Origin of the sequence: Shuttleworthella sp. MSX8B (assembly GCF_000524295.1) — a bacterium.
In the GTDB taxonomy this organism is placed as follows: domain Bacteria; phylum Bacillota; class Clostridia; order Lachnospirales; family Lachnospiraceae; genus Shuttleworthia; species Shuttleworthia satelles.
Genome location: NZ_JAQT01000027.1, coordinates 35,340 through 58,096, shown reverse-complemented (window position 1 = coordinate 58,096; position 22,757 = coordinate 35,340). Strand labels below are relative to the sequence as shown.

The 22,757-nt window shown below is 51.0% G+C and carries 18 protein-coding genes; 15 read left to right on the top strand and 3 right to left on the bottom strand.

All coding sequences use genetic code 11. The annotated features are described in order from the left end of the window. Positions 1-18: 18 nt before the first annotated feature. Genes HMPREF1508_RS09705 through HMPREF1508_RS06530 form a run of 9 tightly spaced genes read left to right on the top strand, consistent with a single transcriptional unit; the run spans position 19 to position 10,013 of the window. Complete coding sequence (locus HMPREF1508_RS09705; protein WP_049906920.1) at positions 19-1,359, top strand: HesA/MoeB/ThiF family protein; 1,341 nt, start codon at positions 19-21, stop codon at positions 1,357-1,359. Continuing rightward, positions 1,356-3,203, top strand: a complete 1,848-nt coding sequence (locus HMPREF1508_RS06560; protein WP_044960550.1) for a YcaO-like family protein — start codon at positions 1,356-1,358, stop codon at positions 3,201-3,203. Before HMPREF1508_RS09705 ends, HMPREF1508_RS06560 begins: the two co-directional genes overlap by 4 nt. After that, positions 3,197-4,360 (top strand): M50 family metallopeptidase, encoded by a 1,164-nt coding sequence (locus tag HMPREF1508_RS06555; protein WP_044960548.1) that lies wholly within the window; start codon positions 3,197-3,199, stop codon positions 4,358-4,360. The genes HMPREF1508_RS06560 and HMPREF1508_RS06555 overlap by 7 nt, the downstream gene beginning before the upstream one ends. After that, positions 4,347-5,789 (top strand): hypothetical protein, encoded by a 1,443-nt coding sequence (locus HMPREF1508_RS06550; protein ID WP_044960545.1) that lies wholly within the window; start codon positions 4,347-4,349, stop codon positions 5,787-5,789. The genes HMPREF1508_RS06555 and HMPREF1508_RS06550 overlap by 14 nt, the downstream gene beginning before the upstream one ends. Before the next feature lie 2 nt (positions 5,790-5,791). Further along, the gene (locus HMPREF1508_RS06545) at positions 5,792-7,090 is read left to right on the top strand and encodes an aminotransferase family protein (RefSeq protein WP_044960543.1); all 1,299 of its coding nucleotides are present in this window, start codon (positions 5,792-5,794) and stop codon (positions 7,088-7,090) included. Positions 7,091-7,101: 11 nt separating this feature from the next. Further along, a complete protein-coding gene (locus HMPREF1508_RS06540; protein ID WP_044960540.1) occupies positions 7,102-7,860 on the top strand; it encodes an SDR family NAD(P)-dependent oxidoreductase in 759 nt (252 codons plus the stop codon). A 38-nt stretch (positions 7,861-7,898) separates the two neighbouring features. Further along, positions 7,899-8,045 carry a hypothetical protein gene (locus HMPREF1508_RS10225; RefSeq protein WP_156923198.1) on the top strand — a complete coding sequence of 49 codons (147 nt, stop codon included), beginning with the start codon at positions 7,899-7,901 and terminating at the stop codon, positions 8,043-8,045. Between the two features lie 23 nt (positions 8,046-8,068). Then, positions 8,069-8,845, top strand: coding sequence for an ABC transporter ATP-binding protein (locus HMPREF1508_RS06535; RefSeq protein ID WP_084640276.1), 777 nt, complete (start codon positions 8,069-8,071; stop codon positions 8,843-8,845). Then, a complete protein-coding gene (locus HMPREF1508_RS06530) occupies positions 8,835-10,013 on the top strand; it encodes an ABC transporter permease (protein WP_044960539.1) in 1,179 nt (392 codons plus the stop codon). The genes HMPREF1508_RS06535 and HMPREF1508_RS06530 overlap by 11 nt, the downstream gene beginning before the upstream one ends. Positions 10,014-10,346: 333 nt before the next feature. Here the strand turns inward: HMPREF1508_RS06530 and HMPREF1508_RS06525 are convergent, their stop codons facing one another. The 3 genes from HMPREF1508_RS06525 to HMPREF1508_RS06515 all read right to left on the bottom strand — a co-directional run bounded on the left by HMPREF1508_RS06525 (position 10,347) and on the right by HMPREF1508_RS06515 (position 13,795). Continuing rightward, positions 10,347-11,585, bottom strand: a complete 1,239-nt coding sequence (locus HMPREF1508_RS06525; protein WP_044960538.1) for a GHKL domain-containing protein — start codon at positions 11,583-11,585, stop codon at positions 10,347-10,349. 36 nt (positions 11,586-11,621) lie between these two features. After that, positions 11,622-12,329: a LytR/AlgR family response regulator transcription factor gene (locus HMPREF1508_RS06520; protein WP_044960537.1), complete on the bottom strand. Its 708-nt coding sequence runs from the start codon at positions 12,327-12,329 to the stop codon at positions 11,622-11,624. A 233-nt stretch (positions 12,330-12,562) separates the two neighbouring features. Then, the gene (locus HMPREF1508_RS06515) at positions 12,563-13,795 is read right to left on the bottom strand and encodes an argininosuccinate synthase (RefSeq protein ID WP_044960536.1); all 1,233 of its coding nucleotides are present in this window, start codon (positions 13,793-13,795) and stop codon (positions 12,563-12,565) included. 381 nt (positions 13,796-14,176) lie between these two features. Between HMPREF1508_RS06515 and HMPREF1508_RS06510 the strand changes: the two genes are divergently transcribed. From HMPREF1508_RS06510 to HMPREF1508_RS06485, 6 genes are all read left to right on the top strand, one after another. Then, positions 14,177-17,716 carry an RICIN domain-containing protein gene (locus HMPREF1508_RS06510; RefSeq protein ID WP_044960535.1) on the top strand — a complete coding sequence of 1,180 codons (3,540 nt, stop codon included), beginning with the start codon at positions 14,177-14,179 and terminating at the stop codon, positions 17,714-17,716. A 12-nt stretch (positions 17,717-17,728) separates the two neighbouring features. Beyond that, positions 17,729-18,208: a GNAT family N-acetyltransferase gene (locus tag HMPREF1508_RS06505; RefSeq protein WP_044960534.1), complete on the top strand. Its 480-nt coding sequence runs from the start codon at positions 17,729-17,731 to the stop codon at positions 18,206-18,208. Positions 18,209-18,245: 37 nt separating this feature from the next. Beyond that, positions 18,246-19,472 (top strand): bifunctional glutamate N-acetyltransferase/amino-acid acetyltransferase ArgJ, encoded by a 1,227-nt coding sequence (gene argJ, locus HMPREF1508_RS06500; protein ID WP_044960533.1) that lies wholly within the window; start codon positions 18,246-18,248, stop codon positions 19,470-19,472. Positions 19,473-19,507: 35 nt separating this feature from the next. Beyond that, positions 19,508-20,422 (top strand): acetylglutamate kinase, encoded by a 915-nt coding sequence (argB, locus tag HMPREF1508_RS06495; RefSeq protein ID WP_006905409.1) that lies wholly within the window; start codon positions 19,508-19,510, stop codon positions 20,420-20,422. Positions 20,423-20,435: 13 nt separating this feature from the next. After that, positions 20,436-21,632, top strand: coding sequence for an aspartate aminotransferase family protein (locus tag HMPREF1508_RS06490; RefSeq protein ID WP_044960530.1), 1,197 nt, complete (start codon positions 20,436-20,438; stop codon positions 21,630-21,632). A 173-nt stretch (positions 21,633-21,805) separates the two neighbouring features. Continuing rightward, complete coding sequence (locus HMPREF1508_RS06485) at positions 21,806-22,693, top strand: DNA/RNA non-specific endonuclease (protein ID WP_049906919.1); 888 nt, start codon at positions 21,806-21,808, stop codon at positions 22,691-22,693. Positions 22,694-22,757: the final 64 nt, after the last annotated feature.

The window sequence follows — 22,757 nt, the reverse complement described above, 5'->3', positions numbered from 1 at the left end:
TCTCAGATGAGGGCATGTATGAAACTCTACTTAAATCGATATCAGCCAATCATCAGGAATGCTTCCGATGAAGTTTATTTTCCCTATATCGACAAGACCTTTTATCCGAGAGAGCAAATCGATGATCTGAGGAGAGAGGAGGGAATTGACGAGGAGGAATTGGTCCGCAGCTATGGGAAGGAGCAAATCGACAAGTGGAAAAAAGCGCAGATATTGCTTCCCTTTCCGATTCAGGCTTGTGACCGGTATTCCAGGGAGTCATCCTTTGAGTACTTTCTGCATATGGACGGGTGCAGGAATAAATTAGAGAGAGCCAGAGTTCTGATTCTGGGCTGTGGAGGAATCGGAAGTCATGTTGCCTGGAACATGGCGGCCCTGGGGATTGGTCATGTTTTCCTTGTGGACAGCGATGTGGTTGAGGAGAGCAATTTGAACCGTCAGCTTTTGTACGACACGGGCGATATCGGAAAATCAAAGGAAGAAGTCCTTGGGAACAAGCTGAAAAAAATAAATCCGAATACAAAAATCTATCCGATCCATCAAAGGGTGGATTGTAAAGAAGCCCTGGAGGACCTGCTTGTCAATACAAGACCGGATGTGGTTGTCAAGTCCTTTGACTCGCCGATATATATATCCAGGTGGCTGGATGAGGCCTGTGAGAAATTAAACTGTCCTTATGTGTGCGGAATTATGAACGGAACTAGGCAGCTTCTCGGCCCGACCTATCTGGGAAGGGGAACAGCGAGATTCAGTGATTTTTTCTATATTGATCCGGACATGGAAAAAGTCGGCGGCATTGCCCCGTCACTGAGCTTTGAGCTGATGGAAATGGCAGCGGGCCTGTCGGAGGAGGTCTTTAAGCTCCTGACAGGATATGGAAATTTGAATTATAAGAACCGAATCATAGAGTCAGAGAATATCTCCAATATCAAAAACGTGATAACGACAGACCTCTATGAAGCCAAGAGCGCAAGAGGAAGGGGAGATATTTTTCGCAATCTTTTGATTTTGGTTTTCATTTACTGGATTGGAAGCATCTTTTTGCATACGGGCGGAGCCGCGCTGGCCCTGACGCTTCTCTATGCGCTCATCGCCTCAGCCCTCATCAGTGAAGAGGAAAGGTCCGCCCTGCTCTGCGCCAATGTCTTCTCTTTATTTTGCATTGGGATGAATTACTTCAATCAGACGGTCGCGCGTCATGAACCAATGAATCATCCCGGAGACCTGCTGGTTCAGTTTACGACGGTTATTACAGTGGTAAGCGTCTTGCTCCTGCTGTTTACCGCCGTGGAAATGTTGGTGTGGAATGGCAAAAAAAGGATTATCCGCTACATGAGAGGAAGGGGGAATGGAGAATGAGTCAAGACCAAAATTTAAGAGAATTGAGCGCGTCCAAACACAAGGATACCACGCCGGATACGACAATTCAGCGGATCCGGGGTATTTTGTCTGAGCTCAAGATAGAGACCCAGGAATCGGTTCTGGAGAATCAGGAGATCAACACCTGCTCTCTGAGACTCTCTCTTAAGGATTCATCCGCAGGCAGTAACGGGAAGGGGATGTCGAGGGAATTCGCGAGAGCGAGTGCCTATGCTGAATTTATAGAGCGCCTTCAAAATAACAAGATGGCAGCGAACGCGACTTTTAACAATGTTCTCCACGAGAAGGAAAATGACCATTACATTTTCACGGATGAGAGCTTCCTGTCCGCGGAGGAGCTTGTCCGGGAGGAAAACGCCTTTCTCAGGTCCTTTTTTCAAACGAGAACAGACGACGAGCGGCAGTGCGATAAGTCAGAATTGCTCAGAAGATATCAGAAGCTTGATTATAATGTGCATCGCACAAGAGATTTTCTCTGTGTACCCTATTTTTCTGTCTGTGAAAAAAAGGACGTGTATATTCCGTATTTCATGCAGAACATGTTCTATGGGAGCAATGGAATGTGCGCGGGAAACACGATCGAGGAGGCTCTGGTGCAGGGGCTGTCAGAAATTTTCGAGAGGCGCGTCCAAAAGGAACTGATTATGAAACAGCTGTGTCTCCCGGACATTCCCGAATCCTACATCAGAAAATATGAAGATATTTACAGGATGTACCAGACGGTAAAAAGGAACAGGAACTTTAATATCTACATCAAGGACGGTTCTCTGGGCGGCAGGTATCCGGTGTGCGTTTTGGTGATCGCGGATAAAAACAGCGGTTGGTTCGGTGTGAAAATGGGATCGCATCCTGATTATCACATCGCGATGGAACGTCTTTTTACAGAGGCAACCCAGGGGATTGACCTGAAAACATTTTCAAAGAAATCCTATCTCCTGTTCAGCAACAGCAATGTGAGCAATGTCAATAACCTGCAGAACAGCTTTAAAACAGGGGATGCCGCCTATCCCTATCAACTGTTTGGAGAGGACTATGACTATCCCTTTGTAAAGCCAAGGGATTTTACAGGAGCCGATAATCAGGAAATGCTTTCCTACGCTGTCAATATCATAAGACAGGAGGGATATGATCTTCTCATTCACGACGCGTCTTATCTTGGCTTTCCGAGCTATCACATCATTGTGCCGGGATTTTCAGAGATGAATGTGGCGACAAAAAATGATTTTGAGGCGGATAATACGCGCTATCACGTGCAGAAGCTGGTCTATCATCCCGAGCTGATCAACGAGAAGAATGTCCCCTATCTGATCAGTGATATCAGCTATTACCAGCATGCTCTGCAGAGCAACACGCTGACGGATTTCGCGGGATATCATCTTGAGGAATCGTGCACAGGTTCAAAGTATGGTGTCGATCTCCTCTATTTCAAGGCCATGCTCTATGTATACGAGGAGGATTATGAGAGAGCCCTTCAGCTTTTGGAGCTGATCCTGCGAATTCTGGAGGACAGAGAAATCTCTGAGGGCGATATGACCTATTTCAGGGCGGTCAGGTCATATCTGGAGGGAATGGTTTACGTGATGAACCACAGAGAGGTAATCAGCTGTCTTCGAAAACTATATGACGAGCGGTATGTGAATCGCCTGGATGATTATTTCAAGGACGCGAAGCAGGCGCTGGTAAAACAGTATCGCGGCTATGACAGGGATTACAGAACAAGAAGCTATCAGATGCTTCTGGAATTGACTGAGAAGTATGTCCGCAGTCAGGAGAAAAGCCGCAAGAGGGGCAATGAAGAGATAAGGGCTCTGGGGATATGCTGAGTAAAAATAAGAAGCTTGATTTTACTTTGTTGGACGACTGTTTCATGGTGAAGAACTGCGGGACGGGAAAGTATGTAAAACTGGGCAGCAGGGAAACGCGGTTTCTCTATGATCTGATTGGGGAAGAAGTGATTCCGGTTCCGGCGGGAGAGGAGATGCCCTCTCTTCGTCCGGAGGAAAAGCGCTTTTTGCAGTCCAAGTTTGAGCAGTTTGGTTTCATCGGAAAAAGCGTTGATGTCAGAAGAGAAAAGAGGAATGTGTTTGACTGTTCGATTGTGAGCTTTGGGAACAGCAGGATCTGTAAAAAATGGATCGGCTTTTGGGCGGGCTTTATTTCAAAAGGCGGACTGGCGCTGCTTTTTCTTTCTCTTGTCGCGATGCTGTCCATGGTTAAGCTCTTTTATCCGGTCTATCTGCGCGCGGTCACCACAGTCGTTACAGAGACGCGATGGTCTGCGATGATTGCGATGTATCTGATTTATCTGATCAGCGGAATTTTTCATGAGACAGGCCATCTCGCAGCCTGTTGGAAATTTACGGGAATGTACGGGCGCTTTGGGCTGAAGCTTTACTTTGGCTTTCCGGCATTTTATTCCGATGTGAGCGATATCTATCGGAGCTCTAAGAAAATGCATGGGATCGTCACCTCCCTGGCAGGTGTCCTGATGAATCTGGAGCTTTTTTTCCTCTCCCTCTGTTTGATTCCGGCCTTTGCCAAAGCGGAGAGGCTTATGTCCTGCCTGCTCATGTTTGGAGCCTTCAACCTGGGCAGTTTCATCGTAAACCTGATTCCATTCGCTAAATTTGACGGTTACTGGCTGATTCGAAACATCAGTGGGATCAACTATTTGTATGATAAATCGGTCTCGCTCGCGATGCTCTTTCTCTTGAGACATGGGTCCTATTCCATGCTGCAAGAGAAGAAGAAGAGCCTTCTGGCCCTGTATGGGGCTGCCTGTCTGGCTTATAGCGTCTGCCTCTGGTATCTGTTCGCCAGGGCCGTGATGACCTGCCTGGAATTACTGAAGCTGTCAGACACTGGCATGCAGATCGGCCGAATCCTATTATGGATCGTCGTTCTTGCCGGAGAGGGCAGTTTTTGTGTCAGATATTACAGTAAAGCGAGGAATTACATTGGAGAGAATGCTGCTTATTAATTTTGTGAGGGAGGAAAATGGTCTTTACGCTCTCAGAAAAGACCGCCACACAGAAGAGGTCCGGGAGAAATTGCGGGACAGCTATCGTGCACAGGTACTGGAAATAGGGCTTTTACCCAATGTGTATGAGCTGGTTGAAGAAATTCGGGCCTATGACATGAATCATGTCGGCATCCTGGTGAATCCGTCCAATATCCGCTATGTCAAGGACTTTTCTGTGATTTTATCCACAGAATGCGAGGACCTGGAGATACACATGTATCCGATCGAAAGCCTGGACAGGGAATATGATGACTCCGCGCTTTGGAGAGGGACCAGATTTTTCCTGACGGGTCTTTATCCGTCGGCACAGAGAGAAAATATGGTCACAAAACATATCTGTATGGAAGATATCTCAGAGGATCTTTTGAAGGGAATCGCGGGTTACGTCGGTATGAACCACAATCTCTTTGTCAGAGGGGCGGGCAGTATGGATTTCAACCGGGTCAGTCGTACCGGTTTTCTCGCGTCAAACGCAACACAGATCATCAGCGAGGAGGGCTGCAGTCGACTCGTGATGAACGGCGGGGAGAGTGAAAAGAGATTTCTTTTTACCGGATACGCCCAATATCGGGAGCCGCCGGACAGTGCTGAGATGAACACGTATGTGGGAATCTACAGAAGAGAAGATTTTGATGCCTTTCTCGCGGATATGAGGGAATACGCGAGGACAGGCCTGGTCAGGCAAAACAGAATGTGGAAGCCGGATATGATTGACATGTGCCGCTTCTGTAATGCGAGCAATTGCTCGGTGGATTCCATGCAGCGGCTGCGGGTGAAAAGAAGCGGCCTGTATCCCTGTCTGACTTCTGACTATTGCGCCGGGACGGCAGGGGAGCCCTTCTTTCGCTTATCCGTCAGAATCAAGCGGGACAAGTCCGCGGCGGCGAATCACAGGGACTGCGTAAACTGCGGGAGCCGGGAAAGCTGCAGCAAATGCATCGCCCTTCCGGAATTCTTGTCGCAGGAGGAGTTTTGCAAGCTGATGACAGACGAGATGAGGTTTTCTTATCTGTATAAGTCATTGCTGGCTCTGAAGTTTATTTTCAATTCCAGGATCTTAAGGCCGGAGGATGATATCAGAGTGGTTACTCCTCTGAATCGAAAGGATCTGTGTCAATCGAAAGAGTTTATCCTGGATGAGGACAGCTTTCTGATGGAGAAAAGAACAGGAGAGAGGGAGTACATTCTCTTTTCGATTCGAAAGGCAAAGGTCTTTCGGGTCAATGAGAATTTCTTCCGATTGAGTGAAATCGCGGCGAGAGGCTGTGATATCGAGGCGTGCGCCAGGGCCTTCGGATACGCGACCGAGGAGGAGCGGAGGTCAATTCAGGCAGCGTATCGACAGGTGATTTCAAAGCTGCAGGATCTGCATATGTTAGGAGGATGAGTATGGCAAAAAACAGTGTGATCTATCCTTTGTCCAATGTGAACAAACAGAGCCAGAGTATTCTCATCCAAAGAGGAGAGGGAAGCTATGTCCTGGATGAAAACGGGCGGAGATACCTTGATTTGAACAGCGGACTGTGGAATGTGCCCCTGGGCTATGGCCTGCGGCAATATGAGAGGATCATTGCGGAGCAGTGCCATACCCTGCACTATGTCAACCTGATCAGCGCGTCATCGCCCAAAACAGACCAGTTCGCGGATGAAATGATTGATTACGCGGGCGGGGGATTTGTCAGGCTGGTCTATGCCTGCTCAGGTTCTGAGGCGGTGGAGTGCGCAGTGAAAATCGCCCGAAAATATATGCATATCAGCGGGCAGCCGGAAAGGAAGGTGATATTGTCCTTTGACATGTCCTATCACGGAACGACCTGTGCGGCTATGTCTGTCAGCGGTATGGTAAAGGAGACGGTGGAATACGCTCCGCTGATGGAAGGAGTCCGATTCTTACGAACGCCGTTTTTCCCGGGAATCAATGGCGCTGAGAAGGAAGAGAAAGAGAGAGAAGAGTATCTGAAGGACCTGGAGAAAAATTTTCGGGAGCAAGATGTCGCCGCAGTCCTCCTGGAGCCGGTTATGGGATCGGGCGGGATTATCAGCCTGCCGGACTGGTATCAGACAAGGCTCTTTGATCTGGTCAGGCGATATGGGGTTGTCCTGATTGCGGATGAGGTCGCTACAGGATTCGGCCGAACCGGCTGTAAATTCGCGTCTGAGAAGTTTTCTGTAAAACCGGATCTTCTATGTCTTTCGAAGGCGGTCACGAATGGGATTATGCCAATGGGGGCCGTGCTGATCAACAGGAGAATAGCAGACGCGTACGCGTCAAAGAAGGAGTATATCAATCATTTTTCGACACAGAACGGAAATCCGATTGCCTGCGCGATCGGGTGCGAGACCCTTCGGCTGATTGATGAGAAGATGATCAGAACAATTAACCGGCAATCGGATCAATGGAGGAAATTATTAGAGGTCTTAAGACAAGGTCAGCCCCATGTCAGAGAGATCAGGATACAGGGGCTTATGATTGCGATTGATCTGGTGGATAATGAGGGAAAGCCGGTATCCATGGATGAACTCAATCTGCTGGAGTCCTTTGCGCTGCGGCAGGGAATGCTCCTGTATATCTTTCAATGTCCCGGCAGGACTGCCGGGCTGATGCTGATGCCAGCCTACGAGCTCACGAAAGAGGAGATAGCCAGAGCTGTCAGAGCGCTCGACAAGGTGATTGGGAGCATCGGATAAGGGGGCGAACCATGTTATTGGAGAAGAAGGTGAGCGTAATCACCGGCGCGCTCGGCGCGATTGGGCAGACAATGACCCGGATGTTTTTAAGAGAAGGAGCCCTGGTCATAGGGACAGACTTAGACAAGGCGGTTCGAGAAGAGGAGGCCTTCATAGAGAGGGTAGGCCGTGAATTTGGCGATCGATATATTTTTCTCTCCTGTGACATTAGCAAAGTTGAAGAGATTCGTTCTCTCGGAAGAAAAATAAGCGAGAGAGGGCTGGTTCCGGAAATTCTGGTCAATAATGCGGGAATTAACTACCTGGGATACGCCAGAGATGTCACTGAGGAAAACTGGGATCATATCTTAGGGGTGAATTTAAAGGGGGCATTTTTTATGAGCCAGTGTATCGGGAAACTGATGATGGAGGGGAAAGGAGGAGCCATTGTAAATATCGCGTCTCAGCACGGAGAGGTCGCGAATCTGCAGCGCGCCCCCTATTGCGCCAGCAAGGCGGGATTAATTAATTTAACGCGCGCCCTGTGCCTGGAGTGGGCGGAGTATGGAATACGGGTTAACAGTGTGCTTCCCACTTTTGTGCTCACAGAAAAAAATGAGCAGATGCTGATGCAATCCGGCAGGTACAGGACTTATATGCGGGAAATACCACTGAGAAGATACGCGACGGCTGAAGATGTTGCCAATGCGGTTTTGTTTTTCGTGAGCGACAGGGCGTCTATGATCACAGGACAGGCTCTGGCGGTTGACGGAGGCTATCTGGCAAAATAAGAGTTTAAGAAATAAGAGTTTGATAAGGAGGATGAAAGGTGAATCAGGGATTGCTTGCTTTTTTGCTTGTGTTGATTGTGCTGGTGAATTTGCTCTTGAGGAATACAAAGGTGTTAATCGCGAGCGCGGTTTTAGTGGTAATCATGATTATCATTGTCTTCGCCAAATACGGCAGAAAGGGCTGACCAAAAGAGAAGGGAATATTCGTATGGAAGCTATCGTTGTAGCACAGGATTTAGAAAAGAAATACAGGATTTCGCGGAAGCAGCAGCGGCTGGATCGAAGCAAAAGCAGGGAAAAAATCGCCCTGTCAGGTTTGAGCTTTAAGGCGAACCGGGGAGAAATCTATGCCCTGCTGGGACCCAATGGCGCGGGCAAAACAACCAGCCTGCGCATTCTGTCCGCGCTGATAAAAGCGGACAGGGGAGACTGCAGTATCAATGGAAGCAGTGTCGAAAAGGAGCCGGAGGCGGTGCGCGCACAGATCGGTTTTCTCACATCTGAACTGAAATTAGAGGATTATTTCACTCCGAATTATCTCTTTGATTTTTTCTCGGAATTGAATCATGTGCCCGCGAAAACAAGAGATGAGAGAAAGAATAAGCTCTTTGAGCGATTTGGGATCAGTCGATTCGCGGAGAGTAAGGTCGCCGATTTGTCTACCGGAATGAAGCAGAAGGTCTCCATCGCAATCTCTCTGGTTCACGATCCGGAAATTATTATTTTTGATGAGCCGACAAACGGATTAGATGTGATTACCGCGCGAACAGTTATGGATTTTCTGCGGGAAGAAAAGGCTCGTGGGAAGACCATTATTATTTCAACGCATATTTTTGACCTGGTAGAAAAGCTGGCCGACCGGGTCGGCTTTATCATGAAGGGAAGGCTGGTCAGAGAGGGGACTCTGGAGAGTCTGACCAGGGAAAAGAGTCTGGAGGAGGTCTTTTTTGAAATTTATTTAAATGAGGTGGGCGATGAGACTTAAGAATATCAATGCGATTATTAAAAAGGAACTGACCCGTTTTGTCACGGATAAGAGGCTCTTGTTTGTATCCGTATTCATGCCGGGGATTATGATCTTTCTGATGTACAGCTTACTGGGAGCTTATATCAATGGCAGCGAGAAAAAGGAGGAGACAAGCTACCATGTCGCTGTGTACCATCTGCCGGAGAGCCTGTCCACACTAAAAAGCCTGAAAAATGTTGAGATGGAAAGCGTGGGAGAGGCCGGTCAGTTAAAGGAGTATCAATCTCAGGTCAGGAGCGAAAAATTAGACGCGGCAGTTGTTTTCTCAGATACGTTTGACAGCAGCATGAAGGCGATAAAGGAAGGGCGGCCAACAAAAGCGGAAGAGATCAGCATCTACTATAATTCGGGCAATGACAAGAGCAAGGCGGCCTACGCATATCTGCAGTCTTATTTTAACAGCTATGAGTCCTCCCTTTTCAATGCTCTGGATATCAATGCCGGGGGAGGCCAATATGATCTGGCAAGTGATGAGAACGGCATCGCGAAGACGCTTTCGGGTCTTTTGCCGATGCTGATTATGACAATCCTGTTCAGCGTGTGTATGTCTCTGGCGCCGGATTCGATTGCCGGAGAAAAAGAGCGGGGAACGATTACAACCTTGCTTGTAACGCCGGTGAAGCGGTCGGATCTCGCCATAGGAAAGATCCTGTCACTTGGCATTCTGGCTATGGCAAGCGGGCTCTTCAGCTGCCTGGCAATCATTTTGTCCATGCCGAAGATCTTTGGCAGTGATCAGGTAAAGGCGTCCATGTACGGGGGGAGGGATTATTTTTTCCTTCTGCTTGTTGTTCTCTCGACCATTCTTGTCATGATTGCCATAACCTGCCTGATTTCAGCAAACGCGAGATCGATCAGGGAGGCGAGCACAAGCATCGCGCCCCTGACATTTGCGGTTATCATGATTGGCTTTTCGGGAATGTTTATTCCATACACGGAGACGACAACAGCAATGTATGTGATTCCTCTTTTTAACAGCGTGCAGTGTCTGACCGCGATCTTCGCAAAGGACTTTTGCGCGGTCAACTGTGTAGTGGCGACGATCAGCAATATTGTCTGTGTGATTCTTATGACAATGGGGCTGGCGAAGATGTTTAACAGTGAAAGAGTGATGTTTAACAGGTAAAAAATGTCAGTGAGCCTGCGTCAGAGAAAGGGAACAATCGCCCGCGCCTGTCAAAGAATGAAAAGCACCGCGTACTCTTCAGTACGCGGTGTGTGGAATGCTCAATGGTATTGCTCAATAACGTTACATTCAAAAGTAATCAGTGCAAGAGTCCCAAAATAACATCAATAAGACAGCTTAAAAACATGATGATCCCTCCTTACCTAAATATGCGTATTTCCTGTTACGCTTTTATTTTACAGAGAGGGGATCTTTTTTTCTCTTGAGAAAAGGCGAACGTTAAAAAATCGTGCTAAACGTCTGACCGCATCAGGCTCTCAGTCATACTTGTGCTTATGCCCTCAGCCATACCTCTGCTGTGAACACACCGTCCTTGATATTGGTGTGAAAAAGCCCCTCATATTTTTCGACCGATCTGCGGATGTTTGAGAGTCCGAAGCCGTGGTTTTCGGTATCGGCCTTGGTCGTCGCGCTGATCTGCTGATTGCTTGTGCTGTTTATGACCTTCATATACCAGGTCGTCTGTCTGGAGTATATTTCGATATCTATGAAGCCCTCGTCCGGATTCATGACCTCGACTGCTTCAACCGCGTTTTTCAGGAGGTTTGACACGATGATGCAGAGGTCGCGGCCGCTGACTTGAAGCTCCTCTTTCATAAAGCCCTTGATGTTGATTTTGTATTTTCGCGCTTTCAATGGGGCAAGATAGTAGTTGAGCATGGTGTTGACTATTTCATTGCCGATATCGATATTTTGCCGGCTGATATTTGTGATCTCATCCAGCATTTCCCTGGTAAATGACCTCGCGGTATGGATTTCCTGATGTTCAAGGTAATACTGTATCTGCACCAGCTGAGCGATGGTGTCATGCCGATACTGGCGGGTTTCCTTCTCTTTTTCCAGCAGCTGCTCAAAGTAGATGCGCTGCTGCTCAATGTATTTTTCGGTCACGAAGCGCTCGTAATCGGACCGCCTCTTCGCGTTGATATAGTAGATGATAAAAAATGAGGAGTACAGGATGATGATGCCGCCAAGGACCAGCAGAATCTGCCCCAGCCACAATATGTGCCCCGTATAATTTTTCTCGATAAATGAGGTGAAAAAAGAGTAGAGGACAGTAATCACAAACAGGAGCATGGCATAGATGCAGTTGAATTTCAGGGGGAGGATAAAGCTGTTCGGAAGCATCTGTTTAAGCTTTGCAACATAAAGTCCCCATATCATCGATACGATGATCGCCAGAGTCAGAAGGGTCTTTCCGATATCATCCCGCACGCCGACGATATTACATATGTACCGGATGAGTGAGCCGGCAATCTCCAAAATTGGGAAGGCGACGATAAAGAGCTGAAAAAAGGTCTTAAAATCAATGATCAGGAAGAAATAAATGCAGAAGGCACCCAGGATCATTCCGGCGATCAGAAGCTGAGAAAGGCGATGGCAGCGCGTTATGGCCAGAAAAAAGGAAACCAGCAGGGCGGCAGTGACTGGAAGATCTCTTATTGTTTTTTTGCGGAACCTTCGTTTCTCAAAGAAGGTGTAAAAGAAGGACAGATATTCAAAAACAGTCAATAGCAATATTGCTCCCGACTCCACATATTGCATCAGTTACCCCCAGTATGCTTCATTCTCAAAGAGCTTCTTTTTGACGTCCGTTTCTCTGCGAAAGGATACCATGGCCCGTATGCCGTTGCTTAAGGTGATCACCCGATCCTGAATATCGGCGACATGCGTCATATTAACCAGAAAGCTCTTATGTACCCTGAGAAATAAGTCAGGGCATAACCTGGCTTCCAGATTTTTTAAGGTGAGATTGACAGAGATATTTCGGTCTTTCAGATACAGGATTGTCTTATTGCGGTATGCCTCAGCCATATAGAGCTTTTTTTGATTGATCTTCCACTGGCGGCCGTTTACTTCTACAAGCAGGTCGGGGAAGGTCCTCTGTTTTTTGCGCGCGCTCTCTACAGCCTCATACAGCTCAGAGAGTTCGATGGGTTTGGTGACGAAACGGGTGGCCCCAATCCGGAAAGCGTCCTTGAAACGCTCTCGCTTTGAAGTCAGCATGATAATATTCACATTTGGATTGAGCAGGGTCAGTTTTTCAGATGCCGCAATACCGTCTGTTTCGGGCATATCAATATCCATCAGGACCGTCTGCTGATCCTCGGCATGAGAGAGAAGTGTTTTGGCATTATAAAAATGCTGCAGCTGCAGCTCGACATTTCTCTTTTTATAAAATTTGAGCAGATATTTCGCAACAACTTCGTGAGTTATTTTATCGTCATCACAGATCGTCAGAGAAAAAGTATCCATTGATGCCCCCTATGAGGTATTCACATAACAACCTCCCCTGTGATGAATACAGGCGCAGAACCTGCGCCCGCACACGTATATTATATAAAAAAGCCCGGTGCGGTTCAAACCTGATCACATACGAAGGCTGTTGTTTCTCTGAACAACTCGCCCTCCGAGCAAATAGAAGCAGAGTCACTTATACCATGCTCCTCATAAAAGGTTAAGCGCTTTTACCTGGACCTGGCCCTCTTTTACTTGGACTTGGCCTTCTTCTCCACATGCTCGAGCATCTGGGCGCGAACCTTCAGGGGGAGGCCGAAGAGGGTGATGAAGCCCTGGGCGTCATGGTGGTCATACTGGTCGCCGGTGGTGAAGGAGGCCAGTGACTCAGAGTAGAGGGAGTAGGGGGAAGTCGTACCGGCCTTGATGATATTGCCCTTGTAGAGCCTGAACTTGACCTGGCCGGTCACATAGGTCTGGGTGGAGAGTACGAAGGCGCGCAGGGCCTCGGAGAGAGGAGTGAACCACTTGCCCTCGTAGACGACCTGAGCCAGCTTGTTGCCGATATTCTTCTTTTCCTCCATGGTGGCGCGGTCGATGCAGAGCTCCTCGAGCTGGCGGTGAGCTTCCATCAGAATGGTGCCGCCGGGAGTCTCATAGACGCCGCGGGATTTCATGCCGACCACCCGGTTTTCCACGATGTCAATGATGCCGATGCCGTGCTTGCCGCCCAGACGGTTGAGCTCACGAATGATGTCGGCCGCTTTCATCTGCCTTCCATTGACAGAGGTGGGAACGCCGGCCTCGAAGGTCATAGTCACTTCCTCCGCTTCATCGGGAGCCTCCTGAGGGGTCTTGGACAGAACCAGAAGGTGCTTGTAATCCGGCTCCAGAGAAGGATCCTCCAGCTCCAGCCCCTCGTGAGAGATATGCCAGAGATTGCGGTCGCGGCTGTAGGACTCGTCAACGTCAAAGGGGAGGTCAATGCCGTGGGCCTTGCAATAGTCGATCTCGTCCTGACGGGACTCCAGGGTCCACTTGTCATCACGCCAGGGGGCAATGATCTCGATGTCAGGGGCCAGAGCCTTGATGGAGAGCTCAAAGCGGATCTGATCGTTGCCCTTGCCGGTGGCGCCATGACAGATGGCGACGGCGTCCTCCTTGCGGGCGATCTCAACCAGTTTTTTGGCGATGCCGGGGCGCGCCATGGAGGTACCCAGAAGATATTTATTCTCATAGACCGCGTCGGCCATAACGCAGGGGATGATGTAGTCCTCAGCGAAGGAGTCGGTGATATCCTCAATATAGAGCTTGGACGCGCCGCAGTAGCGGGCTCTCTCTTCCAGTCCGTCCAGCTCTTCTCCCTGACCGCAGTCAACGCAGCAGCAGATGACCTCGTAGCCGTAGTTCTCCTTGAGCCAGGGGATGATTGCGGTCGTATCCAGACCGCCGGAGTACGCGAGAACAACCTTGTCTTTCGCCATGATACATGTCCTTTCTTGACAGCTTTTTCTTTTGAACTGAACTAAATATACAGGAAAATCAGCGGATCAAGCAAGTGTAAAAATATACATATTTTAAGAATAAAAATACATATTTTGAGCGTAAAATGACGAATTCATGAAATGACAAGAAGAAATACGGATAGAAAAATTTGGTGAAAATGCAAGAATATGCAGAGAGAACTTGTAAAGAGGGCAGAGACAGGTGTAAGATAAGCAGGCCTGAAGAGCCCCGGAATAAAAATTCATAGGATCTTCATAGAGTGGGATGATTTTGTGCAGGATAGAGGAGGACAGGCAGAGCTTTCATCCTCTATAATACGAGAAGTTGATTTTTGAAGTATTTCTAATCAGGGAGAAAGAGTGAAGACAACAACAAAGGTAATGGCGGCGACTTTTGCTGTCGGTCTGATTGGTTTGAGCGCGGGACATGAGGTCGACGCCGCGGAAGTAAAAGAAGAGAAGGTGAGCGTGGCCAGCCTTGATCAGCAGAGCGAAAAGATAGACGACGCTGATCAGCAGACCGGGGCACAGGGAGGAAAGAGGACCGACGCAGGGCAGCAGTCCGAGAAGGCGGCCGGGAAGAATCAGCTCCTGCTTGACGCGTCCGCAACGTATTCCAGCCAGCTGATCGAGGAAAAGAAGACGTCGAAGGATGAGGAAGTAAGTTCGCTCGCCAAAGAGGGCGCGGATTCTGAAATAAAAGAGGAGAGCGCGAAAGCAGAGGACAAATCAGAGGCGAAATCAGAGACCAAAGCAACCGGGGAATCGACCGGGACCGAAGAAGGTCAGAGCAATTCTGCGCAGGCGGCAGAGGATAAAGCTGACAAAAAGGGCTCGGCAGAGGATAAAGTCGGCCAAAAGAGGCTCGCGCGGTCGGCCAATGCCCTGTACGCAAGCGCTTCCGCTGTGTCGGGTAAGGCTCAAGATACCTATCCCGTGCCCAACAAGGGCTATGTTATCGGCAACGGGGAATATGTAATCGCGTCAGCCGTCGACAAGGACCAGGTTCTTGACATCGCCGGAGGCAACCGGGACAATGGGGCAAATGTGCAGTTGTATCGGAAGAATGGGAGCGAGGCCCAGCGCTTTCTCCTGACCTATCATCCGGAGGGTTACTATACCATCCGATCCGTGTTGAGCGGACGTCTTTTAGAGGTTCAGTATGCCGGCAGGGAGAATGGCTCCAATGTCGATGTGTATGAGAGAAATGAGACAGACGCCCAGCGGTGGATTCTCAAGAAGACGTCGGATGGCTTCTATCAGATGCTTAATGTAGGGTCTGGGCTCTTTTTGAATCTTGCCGGCGGCAAGACCAAAAACGGGACCAATGTACAGGTATATCAGCACAACGGGAGCAGCGCCCAGAAATTCCGTCTGACGGCCGTCTCAGAGAAGGCTCCCGGTCAGGTCCTTGAGAATGGAAGCTACTATATTGCCGCGTCTGGCGACCACAGCAAGGTTCTTGATCTTCCGGCGGGCAATGCCGACAAGGGGACCAATGTGCAGGTCTATGACAAGAATAATACCAAGGCCCAGCAGTATCGATTTGTCTACCGGGGAAATGGCTGCTACAGCATCTATACGGAGCTGACGGAGCGGGTGCTGGATGTCGCTTCCGCCTCCAGGGAGGAGGGGGCCAATGTTCAGATCTATGACGACAATGGCAGCGACGCGCAGCTCTGGAAGGCGGAATTCCTGGGCGGGGGACTCTACCGTTTTGTCTCAAAGCTTTCCGGCAAATACCTGACCATAAGGGGGACTTCGCTGGCGAACGGAAGCAATGTGCAGCTGAATCGCCTGGGCGCGGCCGGCGTGCAGACGTTTTATCTGCGTCGGACGGCGGATTCGCAGAGCAATGGAGTCGCTCCTCATCAGTTTCTGGACAACGGAACCTATCTGATCGCTTCCGCCATGAATGAGAAAAAGGTTCTGGACATTCCATCCGCGGACGGCAGACAGGGAGCAAATGTCAGCCTCTATGACCGCAATGACTCGGCGGCTCAGCGCTACACCTTTATGTATCATGGGGATGGAACCTACACGATCTATAGCGCGACAACCGGGAGGGTTTTGGATGTATCCGGAGCCAGCCGTGAAAACGGGGCCAATGTCCAGCTCTATGACAGCAACGACAGCCTGGCCCAGCGCTGGAAGGTGGATGTCACTGTCGATGGCTATTACCGTATTATCTCCGCCCTGTCCAACAAGGTTTTAGATCTGGCGGAGCGGAAGACAGCAAACGGAACCAATGTTCAGCTCTGGGATTACAGCGGGGGCATGCATCAGAAATTCACCCTGATTGACGCGCCAAAAGTCGCCGACGCAGAGGACGGGGTCTATGAAATGCATTCTGCCGTCAACGACCGCAAGGTCGCGGATCTGCCAGGGGGAAGCATGGAGGATGGCTGCAACCTGCAGATCTACGATGGGAATGGAAGCAGGGCACAGCGCTTCATCTTCAGCAAAAATGCGGACGGAAGCTATCGGATCACATCGGCCCAGTCCGGCAAGGTGGTCACCTATGACGGAGGAGGACAGAGCGGAGCCAATGTCTTCCTCAGGGAAAATGACGACAGTGTTAATCAGCGCTTTTATCTGGCGGATGCAGGAAACGGACGCGTCTGGCTTTTGGCCGCTCATAACCGCGCCGCTGTCCTGGATCTCTTCGCGGCGGACACGAGGAATGGAGGCAATCTGCAGGTCTGCGACTGGAACGGCAGCAGGGCTCAGATATTTCGCCTGGAGAAGACAGATGCCAGGAGCCTGGCGGATGGATCCACTTATCGCTTTCATGCCTATAACAATCCGGGACAGGTGGTCGACATCAGCGGGGCCTCTATGGAGAGCGGAGCCAATGCGGGTCTCTACGCCATCAACAACACGGATGCCCAGCGCTTTAAGGTTCAGTATGATCCGCGCGGTTACTACACGCTGACGAATGTGCATTCCGGGAAGGTCTTAGAGGTCGCGGCCGCCAGCCACGCGAACGGGGCCAATGTCCAGCAGTACGCGAGCAACGATTCCCTGGCACAGAAGTGGATTATCCACGAGATGGAGGGAGGATCCTATACCTTTATCAATATGGCGTCCTCGAAGGCCCTGGACGTTCCTGAAGGCCGTGCTTACAGCGGAGCGAATGTCCAGCAGTGGTCCTGGAATCAAAACAAGGGGCAGAGCTTCGTCCTCTCCGACGTCGTCTGGGACAATGAAGATGTAAACCGCAATTCCATCGCCTATGATGAGTTTAAGAAATTAAAGCATCAGGACAGGTTTGCCAATGCCAAAAAGCACCTGGGAATCGATGTCTCAAAGCACAATGGCAAGATCGACTGGAAAGAGGTAAAGAAGGCCGGAGTCGAGTTCGCTATTATCCGCGTGGGATACCGGGGAGTCGAGAGCGGCGCTCTGGGCGGCGATCCCTATGCCCTTGAAAATCTGCGCGAGGCCAAGGCGGCCGGGATCAAGGTCGGCGTTTACTTCTATTCTCAGGCTCTCAATGAGAGAGAGGGCGAAGAAGAGGCCAGGTACGCAGTCGACGTCGTGAAGAAGTCAGGCGTGTCCTTAGACCTGCCGGTCTTCATGGACTATGAATACTATACGACGACCAGCGGCCGTCTGGCCCTGGCGCACATCTCCAAGGACACAGCTACAGCGGCAGCCCTGGCCTTTTACCGCAGAGTGGAGCAGGAGGGCTACCGGTCGGGCATTTATGCCAGCAAGTCCTTCTTCTATGAGCAGCTGCACCCGGATCAGCTGCATGAACCTGTCTGGCTGGCTCACTACAACACCTACACCAACTACACGGGCAGCTTCAATCTCTGGCAGTATAGCTCCACTGGTCATGTGCCCGGAATCCAGGAGGGCAAGGGGAATGTCGACATGAACGTATGGTATGAGTGAATAGGATAGAATATGGAAGCGAAGATCAATTACACAATTCGCACCATGAGGGAAGAGGATTATGATCGGGTTCTTGCTCTCTGGAAGAGCATCCGTGGGCTCGGTCTGCGAAGCATCGATGATTCCAGAGAGGGGATTGCCCGCTTTATCCGCCGGAATCCGACGACTTCCATTGTGGCGGAGGCGGATGGGAGAATTGTGGGAACGGTCCTGTGCGGACACGATGGAAGAGAGGGAAGCTTCTATCACGTCTGTGTCGCTGACAGCTGCCGCAAGAGAGGAATCGGCGGGGCCATGGTGACAGCCGCCATGCTGGCTCTGCGCAGGGAGCACATCAATAAGGTGACTCTGATTGCCTTTCAATCCAACGAACTGGGCAATGCCTTCTGGCGGGAAGAGGGCTGGAGTCGAAGGGAAGATATTCATTCCTATGAGTTTATCCTGAACGGGGAGAATATCACCCGCTTTAACGGGCAGTCGGGTCTGACATAGAGCTTTGTTTTGTCAGAGGGCAGGAGAGGAGGTGCCAATGTATCAGGTGATCGAGGGCGGCGTTGCCGCTGCCAGTGGCTTTCGCGTCGGACATACTGCCGCGGGGATCAAGTACCAGGAGAGAGCAGATATGGCTCTGCTGGTCTCTGACAGCTCCTGCGCGGCTGCGGGTGTCTTTACCAGGAATGTGGTCAAGGCAGCGCCGGTTCTCTGGGACAGGCGGATTGTCAGGGAGAAGGGAACAGCCCGCGCCATTGTCGTAAATGCGGGAATCGCCAATGCCTGCACGGGTCAGCGGGGGCTTGGGGTCTGCGGGAAGACAGCAGATTGTGCCGCCAGGGCCCTCGGACTTGCGCCGGAGGAGGTTCTGCTGGCTTCTACCGGCGTGATCGGGATGGATCTGCCCCTGGATCGGATCTGCGCAGGAATCGGGGCTATGGCTTCTGACCTTCAGTCCGGCCCTGTGGCCGGTCATCGGGCAGCCAGAGCCATTATGACAACAGACACTTCTCCCAAGGAGGCGGCGGTGACGCTGACTTTAGATGGGAAAAGGGTGACCATTGGCGGTATGGTCAAGGGCAGCGGGATGATCCATCCGGATATGTGCACCATGCTCTGTTTTATCACAAGCGACTGCGCCATAGAGCAGAGCCTTCTGCAGCAGGCCCTGGCAACGGTTGTGCCGGATACGTTCAACATGATCAGCGTGGATGGAGATACTTCGACCAATGACACATGTCTGCTTCTCGCCAATGGACAGGCAGACAACCGAAGAATTGACAGGAAAAATGAGGACTATGAGGCGTTTGTCAAGGCCCTGTCAGCGGTCTGCGGCTCTCTGGCCCGGCAGATGGCCGCGGACGGAGAGGGGGCGAGCTGCCTCTTTGAGGTCAAGGTGAGAAATGCCCGCTCTGACGCGGAGGCCAGAATTCTGGCCAAGTCGGTGGTGACCTCTTCTCTGACCAAGGCGGCCATCTATGGTCATGACGCCAATTGGGGCCGCATACTCTGCGCTCTGGGATATTCCGGCGTGGACTTCGATCCGGATCGGGTAGACCTCTATTTCTCGTCTGAAAAGGGAAAAATCCAGCTGGTCAAGGACGGTCTCGCCCTTGATTACAGCGAGGCAAAAGCGACAGAGATATTGACCGCCCCAAAAATAACGGCGATTTGCGACATGAAACAGGGAGACCATGAGGCCACGGCCTGGGGCTGTGATCTGACTCATGACTATGTAACCATTAACGCGGACTACCGATCATAGGACCTGCAAGAGATGATTCGAGGAGAGAGGCACAGATGGAAAACGGCACGATTTCAGACAAGAAGATCGAAGAGATTCAGGACAAGGCCGCGACATTGATCGAGGCAATTCCCTATATTCAGCGCTTTAACCGCAAGGTGATTGTGATTAAATACGGCGGCAGCGCCATGCTGGATGAGGAGCTGAAAAAGGACGTCATCCAGGATGTGGTTCTCTTGAAGCTGGTCGGATTTAAGCCTGTCATTGTCCATGGAGGAGGCAAGGAGATCAGCAGCTGGGTCGGCAAGGTCGGCATGAAGCCGAGCTTCATCAACGGTCTGCGTGTGACGGATGAGCCAACCATGGAGATCGCAGAGATGGTCTTAAATCGCGTCAACAAGTCACTGGTCCGTATGGTTGAGGAGCAGGGAGTTCACGCCGTTGGAATCTCCGGCAAGGACGGCGGTCTGCTCAAGGTGACAAAGAAATTGTCCAAGGGGCAGGATATCGGCTATGTGGGAGAGGTCAAGGAGGTTCACCCGAAGATCCTGCTGGATCTGCTGCAGAAGGATTTCCTTCCGATTGTCTGCCCGATCGGGTATGACGATCACTATGATACCTATAATATCAACGCGGATACGGCTGCCTGCGCGATTGCCAGGGAGCTTCAGGCAGAGAAGCTGGCCTTTTTGACTGACATCGAAGGAGTCTATCAGGACTCGAATGATCCCAGGACGCTGATCTCAGAACTGACCGTCTCTGAGGCCCGCAAGCTGATGAAGGACGGCTGTATTACAGGCGGGATGCTGCCCAAGATAAACAATTGTATTGAGGCGGTTGAGAACGGGGTCAACAGGGTTCATATTCTGGATGGCCGACTGGCCCACTGCCTCCTTCTTGAGATCTTTACCGACAAGGGAGTTGGCACGGCCATGCTCTCTGATGATGCCGTATCAGCTGACAAAATATAAGGAGAGGACCGGTATGAAGCAGGAGGAATACATCAAAAGGGCAGAAGAGAACCTCTTTCATGTCTACAATCGCTTTCCCGTCGTCTTTGACCACGGGCAGGGGGTATACCTCTATGATACGGACGGGAAGAAATACCTGGACGCGGGCTCCGGGATCGGGGTCATGGCTCTGGGATATGGTGATCCGGAATACAACTGTATTCTGCACGAGCAGCTGGAACGGCTGATTCACAGCTCCAATCTCTATTATACGCCCCAGCTCGCGGCCGCCTCAGAGGCAGTGACTCAGGTGACCGGTATGGACCGGGTCTTTTTCACCAACTCCGGCGCCGAGGCAATCGAGGGAGCCTTAAAAACTGCCAAAAAGCATGCTTATCTGAAAAACCCGAAGGCCGGTCAGAAAATCATAGCCATGAAGCACAGCTTCCATGGCAGAACGGTTGGAGCCTTATCTGTCACAGGAACAGAACATTATCGCACCCCCTTTTATCCCCTGATGGATGGGGTCTGCTATGCTGAATTTAACAATCTGGAGTCCGTTAAGAATCAGCTGGAGGAAGGGGTCTGCGCCATTATCCTGGAGACCGTGCAGGGAGAAGGAGGGATCATCCCGGCCAGCAGGGAATTCCTGCGCGGGATCCGCCGGATTTGTGATGAGCGCGGCATTCTGATGATCGTCGATGAGATTCAGTGCGGTATGGGGCGCAGCGGGCGAATGTTCGCCTATCAGGACTATGGAATCCGCCCGGATATTCTGACCACGGCCAAGGCCCTGGGACTCGGCCTGCCAGTGGGAGCTTTTTGTGTCAGCCAGGACTTGGCTCAGACGTCTCTGGTCCCCGGAGACCACGGGACTACCTATGGAGGAAATCCCCTGGCATGCGCGGCAGTGACCGCCTCGATCCGTCTGATGCGACAGCGGAGAATCCCGGAGCATGTGACAGCCCTGTCACCGTATTTCGAGGCAATACTCCAGGGCATGGCAGATCGCTATGACTTCATCAGCTCCTATCGGGGCATTGGCTTTATGCGCGGGCTTGTGACGACCTTAGAACCGGGGCAGGTGGCGGCCAGGGCCTTAGAGGAGGGGCTGGTCATTCTGACGGCAGGCAGGGATGTCATCCGAATGCTGCCGCCTCTGATCTTTCAGGAGAGAGACTTTGACGAGTTAGAGGAGAAATTGATCCGTGTTTTCGATTCCTTTCGCTGACGGGCCGCGCACACTCTTCTCTTGCGCTCATCTTTGAAAAGGAGCGCTGTCGAAAAGGTAATACTGTCAAAAGTAATTCAGAGAGAAAAGCGATTCGAAGAGCAGTTCAGAGAAAAAGAGCAGTTCAGAGAAAAAACGATTCTAAGAAAAGCGATTCAAAGGGGAGCTTGTTCATGATTGGCGGAAGAAGTAAGCGATGGGGACTTCTGATCGGACTGGCGCTGGCCGGTTTGGTCGGCCTGAATGGCTGCGGTTCAACCGCGCTGAGGGCCGGTCAATCCGAGAGGGAAAGCAGCAGCCAGATTTCGAGGGAGGAAGACGGCCGGCAGGGACAGACGAAGGATTCGTCAGGTCAATCAGGCACAGGCGAAGAGGAGAGCAGGGACCAGTTTGATCCGGCGGACATTCCCGCCTATGAGGGGTCCGCTTTTGCCGTCATGCACAGGAATCGGCCCTACTTCAGCAGGGAGGAAACAGACGGTCTTTCGGGCCAGTCCTATTCTGAGCTTGATTCTATGGGACGCTGTGGGGTGGCCTGGGCAAAGATCAATCCGCAGCTCATGCCCACAGCCAGGAGAGGGGAGATCGGAGCTGTCAAGCCAAGCGGCTGGCATACCATTAAATACGCTGATATTATCAAAGACCGCTATCTCTACAATCGCTGTCATTTGATCGGTTATCAGCTGACCGGCCAAAACGCCAATCCCAAGAATCTGATCACAGGAACCCGCTATATGAATGTGAGCGGGATGGAACCCTTCGAGGACCTGGCGGCTTCCTATGTCAAGAGGACAGGGAATTCCCTTCTCTACCGGGTGACTCCCGTTTTCAGGGAAAATGAGCTTGTCGCCAGAGGCGTGCTCATGGAGGCTTACTCTGTCTCAGACGCCGGCAGGAGCGTCAGCTTCTGCGTCTTCTGTTACAATGTGCAGCCTGGGATCGAAATCGATTACAGGGATGGGAGCAGTCATCCCGACGGGAGCTATCAGCTGTCGGACGGAGACTATTTCTCCAGGGGCTTTACTGTGCCGAAGATCAGCACAGGAAGCTTCCAGAACTGAGGGGGGAAAGAGGAGAGAATGCGGCTGACAGGTCCGGGCCTGGCAGGACAGAAAATCTTTTTCA